Source organism: Rapidithrix thailandica (assembly GCF_039710355.1).
Taxonomy (GTDB): Bacteria; Bacteroidota; Bacteroidia; order Cytophagales; family Flammeovirgaceae; genus Rapidithrix; species Rapidithrix thailandica.
In genome coordinates, this window is sequence record NZ_JBDKWZ010000004.1 from 129,793 (window position 1) to 147,301 (window position 17,509).

Below are 17,509 nucleotides of genomic sequence, written 5' to 3' on the forward strand. Positions count from 1 at the left end.
TATGTTTTCAATGCTAAAACCTCTTTTCAAATACTTTGCGGTTTCCTTGCTTGTCTTTTACTTCCAACTGGAAAAGCCCTTGTAAAGGTTGTGTTTTATCCTTTCTTTCCGACCACAGCAGATCCCTTTTGGCATCATAATGCATCAGTAGCCATTTGCCATCCAATGTGGCTCTATAGCTGTCAATGCCCGATTTTGGGTCTTCAATCTTAAAACGGACCTGTGAAGCGCTTTTGCGCAACATCCTGATTTGTGGGGGGATGGAATCATAGTCGATAGTAAAGCGCCCCAATTCAATGGTTTTGAAAGAAATATTGTTGCCCTTCCATTGCTTGCTGATAAAAGAAAGCCGGTTGTGGCGGTTGATGTAGTATACCCCGGCATATTTTTGTCCTCTATCCAATGGAGGGTTTTTCCAGGTAATTTCTATAGACCGGAATAAAGGAATGTCCGCTTGATTGACAGTAAGCGTATCCTGGGCAAGCTGATGTTGCAAATACAAAGTGTCAAACAGGCTATTATGGGCAAAGGCGATTTCCACATCTTTGTGAAAATAATGAAAAGCCTGTTGGGAAGGCACCGTACTTTTAAAATGTGTATAGAACATTTGATCACCTACACGAACGGAATCCGGCAGGCCCTTACGCAGGTCCCAGATGTAGGTTTGGTATTGCTGGTTGGAATAAGAAGGGAGCTGCCCTTCCTCAAAATGCTGAACATAGAAGCAACTTTCTACTGTGTTTTTATCCTCTTGTGTATTTACGATCAGGTAATTATCTTCTACACTGATTCCCAAAGAAGGGCGATAGCTAATAGGCATTACTTGGCTGCCCTCCAACTCAAACTTTACGGTACTTTGATTGTCAAAGCTATCGTAAAGTTTCAACGTAACTTGATAGGACTGCCCTTCCTGTACGTGTATTTTCCCTTTTAAATCCGGTCGTGGAAAGATGGGAAGCCGGTTGCCATCGGCCTGGTAGCAGCGTTGGCTTTTTTGGCGTTTATGGAGCCAAACTTCATAATCGGTAAACACATGCATATAACGGTTGTGGCTGAAGGGAACTTTGTAGATGTCGTGTGTATACACCAGTGTTCCGTTCACTTCCAGTTCTACTTTGTTGATGCCGTTTTTATTATAATTATAGTTGGCTTGATCAAAGCCTGTAAACTCGATGCCTATGGAGCCTGAAGCTTTGACTTTTTGATCCAATTGGTATTTTCCCCGGCCCAGACCGACAATGCCGGAACGGTAGGTTTCGTATTTGCCAAACACCCTGCTTTCTGCATCCAAAGGCACAATAGCAATCTGGCTGACGGAAGGGGGAATGTTGTCAACCACTTCCTTAAACCCGAACTTTAAAGGGTTCATCGGGGCTTCGTTAGCATCCCTGATTTCAAAGTGTAAGTGTGGGCCGCCGGAAGAACCACTATTGCCTGACAAGGCAATCTGCTCTCCTTTTTTGAAGGCAAACTGGGAAGAGGAAGGAAACAACTCTATAGAAAAGCTTTCTTTTTGATATTGGTTGTCTAAAATGTACCGGGCTATTTCGGGGTTGAAGTCTTTCAGATGACCGTAAACGGTAATGGTGCCATTGGGATGCTTCATATATAGGGCATTACCATAACCCACCGGAGATACCTTGATCCGGTATACATAACCGTCCGCTGCGGCATATACGGGAAGCCCCTCTACTCCTCCGGTTTTAATATCAATTCCTCCGTGAAAATGACTGCCTCTCAGTTCTCCCATGCTTCCGGACAGGTGGTTTTGCTGCCCGGGTTGGATCGGAAAAATGTAATAGGGAGGAGTCTTGTCATCGGAAAAAAGCAGTAAAATAGTAAAGATCAAAAAGTAGCTTAGTTTTAACATTATGCTTTATGAATTATTGGTTTTCAATTCGGATGTTTCCATTTGTGTAAATTTACGAAATCAGTAGAATGATTCCTTTGGGAAATAGGAGTTCTTAACGTGTAAGCTTGCAGGAGGAAGTAGCGACAAGTATTTTGCCAAGGTAGGGAAAATAAAAAAGCCCAACATCATGTTGGGCTTTCCTAGCTATATAGAGTAAACTCTTATTGCAATTTGAAGTTGATCGGAATAACGATCCGCTGACGTACAGGGCGCCCTCTTTGCTTACCCGGTGTCCACTTATCTGCATTTTTTACAACTCGTACCGCTTCTTCATCTGCTCCACCACCGATACCCCGGATGGCTTTTACATCAGTAATAGTTCCGTCTTTATCCACTACGAATTGCACGAACACTTTCCCTTCGATACCCATTCGGCGGGCTTGACTAGGGTATTTCATGTTCTTCGCAACGTATTGGTAGAAGGCTTGCATTCCCCCTTTAGGAGCCGCACTTTCCTCTACAATGGTAAAGATTTCGTTCGATACGGTTTCTTCTTCTTCAGGTTCGTCAGAAACGATGATTTCTTCCACTACGGTTTCTTCATCAATTTCTACATCTAAGTCGATTTCAATTTCTTCTTCGATTTCCTCCTCATCCGGTACTTCAACAATTTCCGGTTGTTGTACCTTTGGTGGTGGAGGTGGCTTTTGCTCAGTGGGTGGAATTTCGATCAATTCTTCTACATCGGCATCCAAAGTACCAAGGTCAACCAATTCTTTCTCTCCGAAATCAGGAAATTCAAAAGCCGCCAGAGTAAAAGCCAATGATAAGTTCAAACCAATCACACCTAACAGAGTACTGTACTTAGTGATATCCACAGAGTAGTATTTCTTGGTCCGCACATCTGATTGGCGGTTCTCATCGAGGATTTGGCTCGTTTTCTTATTCATTACTGCCCGGAATAAAAAGATCATACCGACAATAGTAACAATGAATACGACTAGCAAACCAAAAACCCCAAGTGTGTCAAGTAGCTGATACATGTAGTTAAGGAGTTTGTTTTAAGGTTTAACAAAAGTTTTCAAAAGAAACTTCCTCCTAAATTAAGAGGAAATTGGGCAATTCTCAAAATCTATTTAAAATAATTTACCCCTATGGAAGACAGAAGCCTTTTCTGACGGGCAAAATTATAAGCGTAATCCACCTCCAAATATAGAAAAAAAATATTATTCACCTTTTACCGACCCAACTCTTTTCTCAAATTCCGCAGAAACGATATTTTTATTCATATAATGTTGTAGATATAAAAAGGTAAAAAAGAAGGTAAGTACTCCGTTAATGGGTTGTTGAAATGAAAATTGATCCTCCATCTTTCGCTTTAACGTAAAAGTTGCAATCAAAAACAAGATTGAATATGAGAAGCTACAGAGGTACATGGTTAAAACGAAAGGCAACTGATTGCTACGAAAAATGGAAGGTATGGCTGAGGAGATTGTCAACTCCTGATGTAAAGCAGTGAATAAATAAGTAGTATTCAGGCTCCAGAAAAATAAAAGAAAGAAGGCAAACAGATGGCCCTTACGGTATTGTAACAGTGAAAATTTTTGATATAACCAATAGATATTGTATAAGCCAAGGGAAAAAAACGAGAGAAGGACAAGTCCAAAAATGTTTCTTCTTTTGAATTGAAAAGATGGCTCGCTAAGTAAGAGGTACAAACTGAATACGATGAATATTTCATTGATAGGTGAAAGTGAGAAAATAAGCGGTGTCCAATGGGCGTAAGTGTCGAGACCGAACAATGGAATGAGAGACGGAATGAAAACCGCAAAAACGAGTCTTCCTATAATTCCCGTAGGCAGTAACCAACGAACCAAGGGGCTTTTGATCGATTCCCGCTTGGAAAAATAAATGAATAAGAGTCCAAAATAAAGTAGGATGTGGAAAAAATTATAGGCAAATAATTGAGCGATAAACTTTTGAATGAATTCCATCAGGGTAATTTTTAGGTGTAGTAGAACTTCCTATGGTTTTGAGTCAAAATAGCATTTAGAAAATTTTATAGAATACGTAAATATCTATGATTTATTAGGGATTATTCTCCTAAAGGAGTGAAAGAATATATGGAAAAAGCCCTGATAGGCATTGTACCTATCAGGGCTTTCGTGCAGGTCCTTTTTGAGAAAGGCGCTTTTAATTATAGATCTCGACGAGTTCTTCTACTGGCTTGCGAACTTTTGTGAGGTGTTGCGTTGCATCTTCTTCCGAGCGGTACCCGATAGCCACCAATGCTACTGCCTGTAACCCTTTTTCGGAAAGCCCTAACAATTGATCGTATTGTTGGGGCTCAAAACCTTCCATCGGACAGGTATCAATGCCCTTTTGGGCACAGACAGTCAATAGCTTGCCAATGGCAATATAGGCCTGACGGGCATTCCAATCGGTAATGGCTTGAGCACTTTTTTCACTCACTTTTCCTTTGATAAAATCACCGTAGCCTTGGACAGTATCCAAGGGAATGTTGCGAGCTTCACTGATGCGTTGGATAAATGCATCAATGTCTTCTCCGGAAAGTTGTGTATAGCTACAGAAAACGACCAAGTGCGAAGCATCTACGGTTTGAGCTTGGTTCCAAGTGACGGGTTGAAGTTTCTTTTTTAATTCGGGATTAGAAATGACTAAAAATTTATACGGTTGTAAACCGTAAGAAGAAGCGGATAGTTGTAGCACGTTAATTAACTCATCGATGTCTTGTTGAGCTACTTTTTTACTTGCATCGAATTTTTTGGTGGCATAGCGCCACTGTAAGCTTTCTATCAAATTTGTCATGGGTTAAAAAAAATGATTTAAGTGGTTTGACAATTACGTGAAAAGGAAACCAAGAGTTCTATTCTTGGCTTCCCTTAGTATGAATTCTTTAAAGGATTAATACGCCAAATCCATGGGTACTTCCATCAATAAGACCTCTGCCTGAGTGTTGGCCTGAAGTTGAAATTGATCCGCATTCCAGATGCCCATGCCATCTCTTCTCTCCAACGATTGATTGGCTACGGTCACCTCTCCCTCAATGACAAACAAGTAGAGGCCATTGCCTTTCTTTTTGAGTTGATACCGGGTTTCAAATCCCTGATCTAAATTCCCGCGGTGAAACCATGTGTCTTGATACACCCACATCCCTTCGTCATCCGGGTTGGGGGAGAGGACTTGTTGCAAGCGATTATGTCGCTCTTTGGGGTCAAAGGCAATTTGTTCGTACCGGGGTTCTACGTCTCTTTTGTTGGGAAATACCCATATTTGCAAAAGATTGACCGCTTCCGATGTACTTTTGTTGAACTCGGAGTGAAAAACCCCTGTGCCGGCTGACATTACCTGAATTTCATTTTTGCGAATAACACCACTGTTGCCCATACTGTCTTTGTGTTCAAGAGCGCCTTGTAGAGGAATGGTGATGATTTCCATATTGTCATGAGGGTGCATGCCAAATCCTCCGCCTCCCTGAATCACATCGTCATTCAAGACTCGTAGCACGCCAAAGTGTACTCTTTCCGGGTCGTGATAATTCGCGAAACTAAACGTGTGATGGGCATTGAGCCAACCATGATTGGCATGGCCCCGGGTGTCTGCTTTATGCACAATCGTATTCATAATCTCTCCTTTTTTATGATTACCAGTAAAGACTACCTCCAACCGTTTTTATTGATTCGGTCAGTCCAGACAGGTGATGATTTATAGATTTGTACCTTACAAAGGTAACTGGCTACAGGGGGTTTGTAAATTGAAAAATCCCGGATAAGATTGTAAAAATTGTGGTAGTCTTGAGTTTGGTGAAACGGCAAAACCTCAAACATGGGATAACTTATGGCTCTTTTTAAATTGTTGAAGTGTTTGACCGGCATTACCCTTAAACACTTTGCTGAAATGGGCCGGGTCGGTAAAACCTAACTGGTAGCCGATTTCTTTGGCACTCATAGGGCTGAGGGCAGCCAGGCGTTTTGCCTCCAGGATGATACGGTTTTGGATGTATTCTTTGGCACTTTTTCCCACATATTTACTGGTGATTTCATTGAGATAGCCAGGAGTGATGTGGAGCTGATCCGCGTAGTCTTTTACCTTATGAAATTCGGAATAATGTTTTTCAACGCTATGTCTGAATTTTCTCAGTAACTCCCTGGCTCCATGAAGCTCTTGAGGGGTAATAAGCTTTTCTTTTTTACATGCCTGAAAGGATTCGATCAGAAAAAGTTTTAAATAAGCACCCAGGCTATCGTATTTGTATTCTGCTTCGGAAGCCTGTAAAGCTTGCATTTGTTCTACGAAAAAATGCAGTTTCTTCGCTTTGTTTTCATGGACGGTCAAAGGAGGGGTTTCACAAGTATCTTTAAAGATAAAATGGTTGGCGATAAAATCTTCCGCAATGGCATTGTACTGTAAAAATTCGGGGGTAAACAGAATGGAAATACCTGTAGGGTTCGGAGCCGTTTTGACCTGATGTATTTTATCGGGAGCAACCAAAAACAATGAATTGGGCCGTATCGGATATTCTTTGAAATCGATGATATGACTACCCCTAGCCGTAAACGACCAGAGAATGGTGTAGAAGTGATGCCGGTGAGGTGCATCCGCTTTGCCTCCGTTCCTGGCATAAATTTCTTCCATACTTCGAATTGTGAAGCTGACCCGCCTGTTTTCTTCTTCTAAATGATAACTTGGAATACCGTTTCCCATAGGGCAAAATTACAGACTACAACCCGGAATTTCTTTATTTTTCCTTCTCTTTAAAGGTTGGATTACTTTGGAGTAATTCTGCTAAATATTGATTGATTTGAGAAGCATGGCTCCATACCATCAGGTGCCCTCCATGCGAGATAAGTGTATCGGCTTGTACCTTATGGTACGGGATCAGTCTATCCGATGAACCGTGAATATGAATGAGGTTGTCCGGCGTTTTGTTGTGTTGCCAAGTTAAACACTGCCCAAGTGCCCAGTGGAAAAAATGAGCGTCTGTATGGTGCACAAAAGATTTTATTAAGGTTTGTTCTTCTTTCGTATCGGCTCCAAAAAGCCAATTCATTAAAGACGAAGCGATGGCATGAAGCTGAAGTGGTATGATCCGGTGGAGCTTGAGAAAACCTGCCATCCGGTAAAGTCGGGGGATTTGCCGGCAATTGGCAAAACTGGAAATCAAAATCACTTTTTGAGGGGAGCTGAGTTGAGCCATTTCACTTGCCAGTAAACCTCCGAAAGAAAGCCCGACTAACCAAAAGGGCTGTGTTTGATCAATTTGCGAAAGCAACCGGAAAGCATACCGTTTTAAGGGTTCTTGGTGGCCCGGTTCGAGCCAATGAATATGCCGTTTTGAAAAACCTTCGGGTAAGCTAATCCGCTCAAATACTCGGTGGTCCGCTCCCAGTCCGCTGATAAAATAAACCTTGGCAGATGGGTTGTGTTTTTGCTCATTCATGTTTTTTAAGGAATATTGATTTTTTCTCCCAAAAACTTAGGTTGAGTATTGAGTACGTAAATATCCAAGAGGCATTTTACCCGGGCAAGCTTTTCCCGGACTTGGACTTTGAAACCGTAACGGGTATCTACATCGCGAGCATTGAAGGCCACAGCCTGCATATCATTTTTCTCTGCGAGAAAAAGTGCGCGTTCATTATGAAACGGTTGTGAAATGACCGTAAGTTTGGATTGCCCGAATACTTTTTTACTTCTGATGATAGAATCAAGCGTACGAAAGCCTGCATAATCCAAGATGATACAATCTTCGGGAATACCTCTTTTGACGAGGTCTTCTTTAAACATCTGTGGCTCATTGTACGACATTTGAGCATTGTCGCCACTTACAAGGATATAATCGATCTTTCGGTTTTGAAAAAGTTGTACAGCCGCTTCCAATCGATAAATATAATAGAGGTTTCTTCTGCCGTTGATGACATATTTGGAGGTTCCCAACAGCATCCCTACCTTATTGTGAGGCAGTTGATCTACTGAATTGAAACATGCTTTCGAATAACTGGAAATGGTGGCATCGGAGATAAGGATTGCACAGATACAAAGTAGTCCGCCGGATAGTAGCCACCAGGACAGTTTTTTGATCTTTCGCTTGGTCGGTTTAATCATTTTCATGTGCATTGATCTTTTGCTAGTCTATTAATCAAAGTTAATGGGCAGAATGCAAAGTGGGGTAAGATGTCAAGATTATTTTGGAAAGCGTACTTCCAAGCCTGGCCTTACCAGGAGCTTCTTGGTAAACCTGTTGTAAAAGTGGTTTTGCTACTGAGTGAAATACCGCTTTTAATTTTAGAGCATGTTTAAAATTCGCTGTGGGAGATGCTCCTTTGAGAGGTTGCCCTCTTTGATGATGAAAATTTTCAGTTTAGGGTTCTCAAAAATGATGCACTGAGAGCCCTGAAATGGGAGTTTACAGCCCAAAAGATGAAGTTTAAACATGTATCCTTAACTACGGGGAAATAAAAATAGAAAGCTGTGAGGATTGACACGAGTGTTTCAGTAATGGATATGAATGTGTATGTTGCTGTTTGTTTTGAAAATAGGCTAGTTGAGGTTGTAGGCTGGGGAAATAGATCAACCACTCCCTCTTAAGGTATAAAAAATACCCTGTAAAATTACGAAGTACCCTACTTGGGCAATGAAGAACGATTTAATTGAGGAGTGCCTCATAAACGGAGAGAAGGTGTTCTATAGAAGGATGTCCTTTGCCTTGAGCCATAGACCGAAAAGAGTAGCCAAGAGTGAACTTGGCGGTTAACACCCGACTGGCAAATGTAGGACGAGGTTTTATAGATTCATAGTTAAAAAAATAAGAATACTTTAGCGAAGACGTCTTAATTTTTACTACAGTGATTTCTCCTTTATTAAAAGACTGATATAAAAACGCCCGGCACAAGCCAGGCGTTCATTTACTTATTCTTCATTACTCTTTTACGGCTTCTTCCAGTTCTTCTACTTTTTCTTCTACTTCATTGGCCGTTTCATCTAAAACTTCGTTCGCCAGTGAGTCTACTTGATTTGCAAGAGTATCCACTGAAGCGGCTTCATTGTTAGTGCTTTCATGTTCGGTCGTTTGTACTTGCTCAGTAGCTTCGGTTTTTTCTTCGTTTGAAGAACCCTCTTCACTTGACTGAGGAGTGTTACAAGCTGTTACCATCAAGAATGCAATGAGAAGGAGTGTGTTAAAATGTTTCATGTTATATTGAATTTTTTTGTACTTTTCTGGATAAAAGTGTGCCAAAATGCAATTTTGCTTTTATTTTTTATCCTTATTCTAAGAATCTACTGCCGTTCAGAGGCTTTGTCTCTATACCCAAAAATAAGATGCACAGCATTGTGGGTATAGTTTCTAAGACTGTTGTTTATCGCTTACCCATAAATGCGGAAAATGTCTACATGAGGACCTGTTTGCCCGGAATAGCAGTAGGATCGCAAAAATTCAATATGGCTCATAAGCAGTTGTTATAGCTTATCGTAGTGAATTTCACTTAGTTTTATTTGTTCGTGAATACGGACTTCTTTATTTATATCCACGATTTTAAGATGGATCACGGGATCTTCCGGATTCCAATCTATTTCAATCAACCCATAGTGGTTTTCCATAATAGCTCCCGCTATGCGGTTATCGTTGGGCGTGGCAAAGTCCCATTTGGAAGTGATGCCACTGGAAGTCAGGTCGTAGATAGGGTAATTGTCTTCCCGTTCAAGTTTGGAAAGCTCCGCATAATGTACATCCCCGGAAATAAACATAACCCCGTTGGCTTGAGTCTTTTGGATCAGGTCCAGTAATTTTTGTTGCTCATGTGGAAAATTAGCCCAGGCTTCGTATCCGTTATAGGTAATGCCAAACTGTGAACTGGAACAAACAATTCGTAAATCGGCCGGAATGCTGAGTTGCTCTTCCAACCATAGCCATTGACCGGTTCCCATGAGGGTTGAGTCTGCTGTTTCATAGGGCCAATAGTCCAAGCCGTAATGAAATTTTGTAGTGTCAACTTCCTGGCCTTCGTATTTTCGTAAGTCATCCCGGAAGGTTCTTAAATCCAACAAGATGAACTGCACCGTTTTTCCTTCGGCTTCAAAATAAGTACTGGTGTAAATACCTTCTCGTTGGTGGCGTATGTCATCAGCCGGGGCTTTCCAAAAATCCAAGAAAATTTCCTTTGATTCCTTTTTAAAAGGATAGTGCCTGCCCGCATCGTTCCATCCATAGTCATGGTCGTCCCAGGTGGCCAGGATGTGAGCGCTTTGGCTCAGATTCTTAAATTCCTCTTTCGCTCCCAGGCGCTTGTATTTGTTGCGGAGTGTGTCCATATTTTTTGTATCACCATAGATATTATCGCCTAAAAAGACAAAGACATCGGGGTTTTGCTCTGCGGCTAATTGCAAGATAGGTTGGGGTTCATCCTGATACCCACAAGAGCCAAAGGCGATTTTACTTACTTTTTCCGGAACCACATGTTCTTTGGTGTAAGAAGGCGTGACGGACTCTTCCTTTGTTGTTTGGGTTTCCTCTTTTTTCTTAGAGGTACATTGCCAGGCCAGGCAGGCATACAAGCAGGCTAAAAGCCCAATCCATTGTTTTTTCATGAGTAGGTTTTTCAAAAAAATTAGTTCAATAAGTTTAGGCGAATGTAAAAAAATGCAAAGAAAAAGCCGGCATATAGCCGGCTTGTGTGATAGTTTTTGAGTGGAATTTGTACTGTAATAGATACAATGGAGTGTATAGCTCTTTTTTTTAATAATTGAAAAATGCTTGTTCCAGTTTCCTGGCTTTTGGTATGAGTACATGGTCTTCCAACAAACCGTGAATATGCAAATCGTCTTCAAAGGCTTGTAATTGTGTAAGAAGTATTTTGAAATTTAAAGAATTTTGTAGCTCCGGGTCGTAATGCATAATGATTTGGCTGACCAAACTGATTTGGCGTTCTATCTCATCATCGTGATGTGTTTCGAATACATCCAAGCGGTAAGTAGAGTCATTTAACTCGCCAATGGCACTTGCGCCTCCCTCGTAGTATACTTTGTACAAATCGGAAATATAGGGAAACAGGTGAATTTCTTCGTCTTCGATATGATTGATTAAATCATTTTCATATTGCTTGAAAAAGTCGATTAAAACTTTGATTAAAGCATGTGAGGGGTGAAATATCTGAGCCAGGTTGCTGATGGATTGCTCTATTTCCAGCAGGCGTTTGTTCAAATAAAAGGAATGGGTTTTTTGCAAATAATCCAGGATCAGTGGAATGGAAAATGCTTCAAAATTTTTCGGATGAAAGTTATTTTTAACATCTGCAAAAGCATCCATCAACTGGATGAAAAATGCAGCATCAATATCGTGGTGATCACAAAATAGACTAACGGTACAGTTCAGGTTTTGAGTAGTAGGATTATAGCGGGCAATGGCCATTTCTACGAAAGGATAATTCTGAATCGCTTCTCTCAGATTAGTGGTTTCAGTAAACATATTCGTACTTTTTATAGTCTATGAAGTTTAATGTTATCCAAAGGTCATTCGCTTTCACTGCAAGGTTTGGACTCTAACCTTTGGTGGATAAGGCTAAAATAAGAGCTTGTCAGGTGTTAAATAATGATCTTTATCATCCTTGATTTAATTCAGAATAATTTTAAATGATGATAGACCTGTTTAGCCTTGTAGAGAACTATTGAAAAACAGAATGTTTTCCCTTGGTAGTGAGCCGGTGTGCCCACTTGATCAGGCTTTTTCCTTTCTCAATTGTTAGAAAATTTCTTCTTCCAGCATCGAGGCCATTTCTTGCATATAAAGAATGACATGTTCTACCTGGTTATGTTGTAAGTAAGTATTGTGTCCTAACCTGTTTAATACCTTGGGATCAGAAAGGTATTCGAGATGTACCATATCTTCGTATGAAAAGCCCATTTGTTCCATTGTGTCAAAAATCAGGGAGGCTTCATGTCCCGTATGGGCACAATAGGCCTTGGCATGTTCGCTCCATTCGTCCATTCGGTGATTGACGACTTGAACAATTTCACGGTCATTCATTTTGGTGACGGTTTGAACCAAATGCCCGCAATTACAGCGTCCCATATGTCCCCATTCATATTTTGCTCCTGAAGAGAGGCGTGACGATGTGTGGCGTAGGGCTTGAATCAGTTGTGAGTTGTATTTAGCCATGTTTCCTTCGATTGATGAACAACATCCTTTTGTTGTAATAAGGAAATGGCTTTGGGGAAAGTTTAGCTTTGAGGACGAAAGTTCTTATACTGAAGTGAAGTAACCTTTTTCTTTTTTCTAAAAAATGTTTCAAAAAGGCCTCCTCCGTGTTTCTTTTTTCAACAATGGCTTTGGCTATTCTCTTCAAAAAGTGCCTTGATGAGCCGATTTTGATTCCATGCTTGGTCAAAAACTATAGGTGTAAAGCACTTCAATGTTTTAAAGGAAGAACATCTCGTAAAAAAAGAAACCAATAGAGAGGACAAATTTAAATCCGTCTATTGGTTTCCCTGTACATTTTCTATAAAAGAGAATTATTTATTCTTGGAGAGTTGGTTGACCAAGGCCCGCAAATCTTTGGGGTAGGGAGCTTCTACGGTGATTTGCTCTCCATCTAAATTTTCGAAGCTCAGTTTGTAAGCGTGAAGAGCCACCCTTTTGATGAGAGGTTCTTCATCGGTCCCTTTCTTCAAGTTAAAGCGCCTTTTGATATCCGATAGATAGGAGAACTTTCCCCCGTACAAAATGTCTGCGGTGATCGGAGCTTTCAGGCAAGCCAGGTGAATCCGGATTTGATGCATTCGTCCTGTCAAGGGTTTGCACTCCACCAGACTGTGTTGGTAGTATATTTCCAATGTGTTGAATACGGTTTCCGATTTTTTTCCGTCAATAGAATCGATGCGGACATTTCCTTTATTGGATACGGCAATCGGTTCGGTGACTACTGTATGTTGAAAATCATGGACACCGGAAACTACGGCATGGTAGGTTTTGTCTACTTTTCTCCGCTCAAACTGTATGGACAAGTGGCGATAGGCATCCGGAGTTTTGGCCAATGCGATGATACCGGAAGTTTCTTTGTCCAGACGGTGACATGGCTGAATGTCCGGGTATGTTTCTTTGGCCAACCGGATCAAACTGGGCCGGGTCAGGTCCCGCTCGTCCAGTGTGGAAATATAAGGTGGTTTATTGACCAGTATAAAGTGCTCGTTTTCAAATACTATCAGTTCTTTGAATGTTAACCTCTTCATTATTCAGTACTCCTTTTTCTAAATTGAAACTAAAACTTGTTCCCTTGTTTTCTTCACTGTCTACGCTGATGGAGGCGTTATGTCCTTCTAATATATGCTTTACAATGGCCAGTCCTAGTCCGGAGCCTCCTTGCTTTTTGGAACGGCTTTTTTCTACCCGGTAAAAGCGCTCGAATACCCGGGCGATATCTTCTTCGGGAATCCCCAAGCCATTGTCAGTGACGGTGATAAGCACTTCTTTCTCTTTCTCATCAAACCGTACTTTTACCCAACCCCCGTCTTGGTTGTATTTGATCGCATTGCTCACCAAGTTGATCAGCACTTGGGAAATCCGGCTATAATCGGCATTGACATAGATGCCTTCGGGGTAATTTTTTTCCAGCATTAATTGGATGGACCGCTTATGTGCTTTGTTCTCCAATTGTTCAAAGATATCCAAGGCAAGGGATTGGATATCAAATACTTCGTAATGCATGGTGATCACCCCGGACTCGATTTTGCTAAGTGTCAATAAATCTTGCACCAATGAATCCAGACCGTTCAAGCTTTTTGCGGCCTTTTTCAAAAACTTATATTTGACCTTGTCATCGTCCACCGCGCCATCCAGTAAAGTCAGGATATATCCCTGGGCGGCAAAGATAGGGGTTTTTAGTTCGTGAGAAACATCTGCGATGAATTCTCTGCGGTAGGCTTCGGCTTTTTTGAGTTCTTCGATTTCCTGGTGTTTGAGGGAGGCATAATCCACCAATTCGGCATTGATCCGTTTTAAGGGGTTTTGCGAGCTATAGGTCTTTTTTCTGACGATTGATTTAAAGTCTTTTTTCCGTACCTTATCAAAGGCTTTGTAGATCTCGTCAATTTCTTTAAACACTAAAAATTCCAGAGTAATATAAATCAACAGAAAAGAAGAGGAGAAAGACAAAGCTCCTGCTACGAATAAGGCAATGGTAGAAACACCTTCTACCAGGGAAACAAAGGCTACGGTGACCACTGAGATGGAAGCCGCTAACAAAAAAGATACTGCCTTGGAATTTACTAACATACTGTTTTACTGAGAATTTAAACAAATACAATTAGGGCTTTTCCGGGTTCGGAGAAAATAAAAAGCCATTCCTATAGTGGTTTAGAATGGCTAAGTTATTCAATCACAATGAATTCAATCTGTTAAATACCGGAAATTGCCATGCGGGCTTGGTAAAAGCCCAAAGCCTATTCGCTATATTCGAATTTATATCCGACTCCTTTTACGGTTTTGATATAATCGTTGCCGATTTTTTCACGCACCCTACGGATGTGCACATCCACGGTACGGGCCAATACATAAACATCCGATCCCCAAATATTTTGCAACAATTCGTCCCGGCTGAAGACCTTGTTGGGGCTTTCGGCTAAGAAATATAAGAGCTCAAATTCTTTTTTAGGTAAGGAGACGGGTTGTTCGTCTATATACAGCGTATAGCTGGTTTTGTCGATGGTAAATTTACCGATTTTAATGATTTCCTCTTGGTTTTGCGACTTTTTGGAGTCCCTGCGAAACAATGCATTGATCCGGCTCATCAAAGCGCGGGGTTTTACGGGTTTTACCAAATAGTCGTCCGCTCCAATGTCGAAAGCAGCTACTTCCGAATATTCCTCTGCACGGGCTGTCAGGAAGATAATATAGGTACCGGCCAGTTCAGGAAGCTCCCGGATAAGTCGGCATGCTTCCACCCCATCCATTACCGGCATCATAATATCCATTAAGATCAGGTCGGGTTTGAATTTGCGGGCCCGTTCTACGGCTATTTTTCCATCGGAGGCCGATTTGATTTCATACCCTTCCTTTTCCAGGTTGTATGTGAGGATCTCTACAATATCCGGCTCATCATCTACAATCAGGACTTTGTGGTTTTTCTTACTCATGAGGTAATGGTTGATTTTCGAAGCTCAAAATTAAAATATCTCTACAAGAACTACCTCGATTCAATGGGATAAACGTAATTAATTAACACAAAATTCATGTTTGATTCACCGGAAGTTATTCATTTACAGCTGGTTTTATGCATTGCTGTTCGATCCATACACTGTTTTTTCAGGGGCGTGTAACTCCCCGGGTGAAGGGCATTAACGAACCAGTTTTTTTATGACCTCTTCCTGTACTTTTACGGGGTACTTTTGTTGTAACCTTTTCAGCCAGAGTGCCTCCAGGTGATTTTGATAATCGGCAATGACCTGCCCTTTGATTTCCGAAAGGGCTTTCGGTTGGGAAGGAATGACTTCCTCCACCAGGATATAGTATATCCGCTTATCGATCTTCACTTGGTGATTGCCTTTTTTCCAGGGCATTTTTTCCAAGGCCGGATGGTTGTCTTTTTCAAAGATACCTTCGATGTATTTTACAGCCAGTGGGTTGTGATGGTTGTATTTATTGGCCAGGTACTTTCTGTTTTGAGTGAGGAGTTGGATTTTGGTTTCGCCTTCCTCACTGGAAAGAAGCGTATTGGTTCCCGTTACTGTTATTTGCTTTTCGGAAAGCACATATTGTTTTAATCTGGAGGTCAACAACTCAGCTCTTTGGCCAGCCAGGGTAATGGGTTCGTTAGCCCTCAAAAAGACAGTTACTTTTGCTTCATAAGAGGGGTTACTTTTCATATACGCTTCTATTTTTCGAAATTCCCGAGCGGAGGCGGAGGTGAATTCCGTAGTCATTGGCTTGAATAGAAGTGGCTTGAAACCGTAAGGAGATACTTCAAAACTGACTTTTTGCAGATCTTCTTTTACTTCTTGTAAAATGCTGTCATTGACCACGTCAAAGATGCTGCCTTTGAGGCGCTTTTTCCATCGGTAATTGTGTTGGTTTTCTTGAAAGTACAAATGTAAACCGGCAGTATCTTGCATGGCTTTGTTCCAAACACTGTCTTCCATGATTTTGAACAAAAGCAGGCCCTCCCGGTATTCTTGAGACAGGTGGCGGTAGTCCGGGTACTTTTCGGCCAGGTGGTCTTTTTCATATTCCATCAATGAATGCTCTACAAAAGATTCATATTTCGTATGGCTGTTCTGCCTGTTTTGCGTTTGGTAAAATGCAAAGAAATCTCCGGCCTTATAAGGCGTTTGGTTGAGAGTGAACAGTACGGCATTGCTATCCGGTATGGTTTGTTGTTGCTCCAGGCTGGCGAGTACTTGGGCAGCTGTTTCCCGGTTTTCTTGGAAATGGTTATCCTTTTTTAGTTTCCGTAAGAATTGTTTTTTACTGATTTCCGAACGAGAGTCCCGCTTGATTTTTGATTCGAGGGTAGGACGGATTTTTTCAAAGGGTTCCAAGCTTTTTTTGTTTAATAACCTGATCAGGTGCCAGCCATAAGGTGTTTTGACAGGGGAACTTATCTCTCCTACTTTTTGCAGGGAGAAGGCCGCTTCTGTAAAGGGGGCAGGCATTTGGCCGGTGCTAAACCAAGGCAATTCCCCGGCTTTGTCTTTGCTGCGGAAATCATCTGAAAAATGCTTGCAAAGTTCATCCCAGCGCTCTCCTTCTTTAAGTTTATGATGAATTTCAATGATTTTTTTATGTGCCTGGGTAGAGTCTTCTGCCGAAATGCCATCCGTAGCCCGGACCATGATATGGGCTACTTTGGCTTGTCCATTTGACGGACGCTTGTCCCATACTTTTAGAATATGATAGCCGAATTGCGTACGAACTACCTGCGAAACGCTTCCCACCTTGGTAGTATATGCGGCATTCTCAAACGGATATACCATTTGTAAGGCTGTAAAGTATCCTAACATCCCACGGTTTTCTTTGGCAGAAGGGTCTTCCGAGTGCTGATAGGCAAGCTGAGCAAAGTCTTCTCCTTGAATGGCTTTTTCACGGAGCTGCAGGACTTTTTGAAAGGCTTTGAGCGTATCTGCGGGAGTCGCATCCGCGTCTAATTTGATCAGGAGGTGAGAGGCTTTTACCTCTGTTTGCATTCGCTGGTAGGTTTCTTTTAACAGCTTTTGGTTGAACTCCCTGTCGGTGAGGTAAGACTGAGAGAGTTGCTGAATATAGGAGTTGTATTCTTGTTGAAAGCCAGGCTGCCGGTCGAGCTGTAGTGCTTCTGCTTCTTTTACTTTCAGTTTAAAGTGGATGTATAAATCCAGGTATTCATTCAGACTTGCTTCTGTATACGCATCTTTTGACTTCTGGTAGTTTTTATTATATAAATAAATAAAATTTCCTACCGGAACGGTTTGCTCTCCGACGGTGAATAAAGTTTGGGTCGGATCAAGGTCTGGGGTAGGGGACGGGGATTGTGTGTTTTTACAAGAGAAAAAATAACATGTAAAGACCAGTAGTGGAAAAAGTAACTTCTTCATATTCTATGAGTTGCTATTCAGGTCGATTTAGCATGTGAATAAACAAACCTGGTAAAATTTAAATGGCTAACGAATTTGTAA

The 17,509-nt window shown here is 41.4% G+C and carries 15 protein-coding genes; all 15 read right to left on the minus strand.

Translation table 11 applies throughout. The features are described 5' to 3' along the window. Nucleotides 1-13: 13 nt before the first annotated feature. The 15 genes from AAG747_RS08300 to AAG747_RS08370 all read right to left on the minus strand — a co-directional run bounded on the left by AAG747_RS08300 (nucleotide 14) and on the right by AAG747_RS08370 (nucleotide 17,428). Nucleotides 14-1,870 carry a M23 family metallopeptidase gene (locus AAG747_RS08300; RefSeq protein WP_346820687.1) on the minus strand — a complete coding sequence of 619 codons (1,857 nt, stop codon included), beginning with the start codon at nucleotides 1,868-1,870 and terminating at the stop codon, nucleotides 14-16. Between the two features lie 203 nt (nucleotides 1,871-2,073). After that, nucleotides 2,074-2,895 (minus strand): energy transducer TonB, encoded by an 822-nt coding sequence (locus AAG747_RS08305; protein ID WP_346820688.1) that lies wholly within the window; start codon nucleotides 2,893-2,895, stop codon nucleotides 2,074-2,076. A 1,150-nt stretch (nucleotides 2,896-4,045) separates the two neighbouring features. Then, nucleotides 4,046-4,681 carry an NAD(P)H-dependent oxidoreductase gene (locus AAG747_RS08310; RefSeq protein WP_346820689.1) on the minus strand — a complete coding sequence of 212 codons (636 nt, stop codon included), beginning with the start codon at nucleotides 4,679-4,681 and terminating at the stop codon, nucleotides 4,046-4,048. A gap of 96 nt (nucleotides 4,682-4,777) precedes the next feature. Further along, complete coding sequence (locus AAG747_RS08315) at nucleotides 4,778-5,497, minus strand: pirin family protein (RefSeq protein WP_346820690.1); 720 nt, start codon at nucleotides 5,495-5,497, stop codon at nucleotides 4,778-4,780. A 195-nt stretch (nucleotides 5,498-5,692) separates the two neighbouring features. Beyond that, nucleotides 5,693-6,508 (minus strand): AraC family transcriptional regulator, encoded by an 816-nt coding sequence (locus AAG747_RS08320; protein WP_346820691.1) that lies wholly within the window; start codon nucleotides 6,506-6,508, stop codon nucleotides 5,693-5,695. 103 nt (nucleotides 6,509-6,611) lie between these two features. Continuing rightward, entirely contained in the window at nucleotides 6,612-7,313 is a 702-nt protein-coding gene (locus AAG747_RS08325) for an alpha/beta fold hydrolase (protein ID WP_346820692.1), read from the minus strand. Between the two features lie 5 nt (nucleotides 7,314-7,318). After that, a complete protein-coding gene (locus tag AAG747_RS08330; RefSeq protein WP_346820693.1) occupies nucleotides 7,319-7,981 on the minus strand; it encodes a SanA/YdcF family protein in 663 nt (220 codons plus the stop codon). Nucleotides 7,982-8,789: 808 nt separating this feature from the next. Beyond that, nucleotides 8,790-9,062 (minus strand): hypothetical protein, encoded by a 273-nt coding sequence (locus AAG747_RS08335; RefSeq protein WP_346820694.1) that lies wholly within the window; start codon nucleotides 9,060-9,062, stop codon nucleotides 8,790-8,792. A 266-nt stretch (nucleotides 9,063-9,328) separates the two neighbouring features. Next, complete coding sequence (locus tag AAG747_RS08340; RefSeq protein WP_346820695.1) at nucleotides 9,329-10,456, minus strand: alkaline phosphatase D family protein; 1,128 nt, start codon at nucleotides 10,454-10,456, stop codon at nucleotides 9,329-9,331. 148 nt (nucleotides 10,457-10,604) lie between these two features. Further along, on the minus strand, nucleotides 10,605-11,333 hold the full coding sequence (locus AAG747_RS08345) for a hypothetical protein (RefSeq protein ID WP_346820697.1): 729 nt from the start codon (nucleotides 11,331-11,333) through the stop codon (nucleotides 10,605-10,607). Nucleotides 11,334-11,606: 273 nt separating this feature from the next. After that, nucleotides 11,607-12,023, minus strand: a complete 417-nt coding sequence (locus tag AAG747_RS08350) for a hypothetical protein (protein WP_346820698.1) — start codon at nucleotides 12,021-12,023, stop codon at nucleotides 11,607-11,609. Between the two features lie 353 nt (nucleotides 12,024-12,376). Next, complete coding sequence (locus tag AAG747_RS08355) at nucleotides 12,377-13,093, minus strand: RluA family pseudouridine synthase (RefSeq protein ID WP_346820699.1); 717 nt, start codon at nucleotides 13,091-13,093, stop codon at nucleotides 12,377-12,379. Beyond that, the gene (locus AAG747_RS08360) at nucleotides 13,056-14,135 is read right to left on the minus strand and encodes a sensor histidine kinase (RefSeq protein WP_346820700.1); all 1,080 of its coding nucleotides are present in this window, start codon (nucleotides 14,133-14,135) and stop codon (nucleotides 13,056-13,058) included. The genes AAG747_RS08355 and AAG747_RS08360 overlap by 38 nt, the downstream gene beginning before the upstream one ends. Before the next feature lie 167 nt (nucleotides 14,136-14,302). Continuing rightward, complete coding sequence (locus tag AAG747_RS08365) at nucleotides 14,303-14,995, minus strand: response regulator transcription factor (protein ID WP_346820701.1); 693 nt, start codon at nucleotides 14,993-14,995, stop codon at nucleotides 14,303-14,305. A 201-nt stretch (nucleotides 14,996-15,196) separates the two neighbouring features. Beyond that, nucleotides 15,197-17,428, minus strand: a complete 2,232-nt coding sequence (locus AAG747_RS08370) for a peptidylprolyl isomerase (RefSeq protein WP_346820702.1) — start codon at nucleotides 17,426-17,428, stop codon at nucleotides 15,197-15,199. Nucleotides 17,429-17,509 lie beyond the last annotated feature (81 nt).

What these genes read in the sequence shown, in the direction of transcription:
- AAG747_RS08300 (WP_346820687.1), bottom strand. Translation starts at nt 1,870, where the DNA reads ATGTTAAAACTAAGCTACTTTTTGATCTTTACTATTTTACTGCTTTTT.
- AAG747_RS08305 (WP_346820688.1), bottom strand. Translation starts at nt 2,895, where the DNA reads ATGTATCAGCTACTTGACACACTTGGGGTTTTTGGTTTGCTAGTCGTA.
- AAG747_RS08310 (WP_346820689.1), bottom strand. Translation starts at nt 4,681, where the DNA reads ATGACAAATTTGATAGAAAGCTTACAGTGGCGCTATGCCACCAAAAAA.
- AAG747_RS08315 (WP_346820690.1), bottom strand. Translation starts at nt 5,497, where the DNA reads ATGAATACGATTGTGCATAAAGCAGACACCCGGGGCCATGCCAATCAT.
- AAG747_RS08320 (WP_346820691.1), bottom strand. Translation starts at nt 6,508, where the DNA reads ATGGAAGAAATTTATGCCAGGAACGGAGGCAAAGCGGATGCACCTCAC.
- AAG747_RS08325 (WP_346820692.1), bottom strand. Translation starts at nt 7,313, where the DNA reads ATGAATGAGCAAAAACACAACCCATCTGCCAAGGTTTATTTTATCAGC.
- AAG747_RS08330 (WP_346820693.1), bottom strand. Translation starts at nt 7,981, where the DNA reads ATGAAAATGATTAAACCGACCAAGCGAAAGATCAAAAAACTGTCCTGG.
- AAG747_RS08335 (WP_346820694.1), bottom strand. Translation starts at nt 9,062, where the DNA reads ATGAAACATTTTAACACACTCCTTCTCATTGCATTCTTGATGGTAACA.
- AAG747_RS08340 (WP_346820695.1), bottom strand. Translation starts at nt 10,456, where the DNA reads ATGAAAAAACAATGGATTGGGCTTTTAGCCTGCTTGTATGCCTGCCTG.
- AAG747_RS08345 (WP_346820697.1), bottom strand. Translation starts at nt 11,333, where the DNA reads ATGTTTACTGAAACCACTAATCTGAGAGAAGCGATTCAGAATTATCCT.
- AAG747_RS08350 (WP_346820698.1), bottom strand. Translation starts at nt 12,023, where the DNA reads ATGGCTAAATACAACTCACAACTGATTCAAGCCCTACGCCACACATCG.
- AAG747_RS08355 (WP_346820699.1), bottom strand. Translation starts at nt 13,093, where the DNA reads ATGAAGAGGTTAACATTCAAAGAACTGATAGTATTTGAAAACGAGCAC.
- AAG747_RS08360 (WP_346820700.1), bottom strand. Translation starts at nt 14,135, where the DNA reads ATGTTAGTAAATTCCAAGGCAGTATCTTTTTTGTTAGCGGCTTCCATC.
- AAG747_RS08365 (WP_346820701.1), bottom strand. Translation starts at nt 14,995, where the DNA reads ATGAGTAAGAAAAACCACAAAGTCCTGATTGTAGATGATGAGCCGGAT.
- AAG747_RS08370 (WP_346820702.1), bottom strand. Translation starts at nt 17,428, where the DNA reads ATGAAGAAGTTACTTTTTCCACTACTGGTCTTTACATGTTATTTTTTC.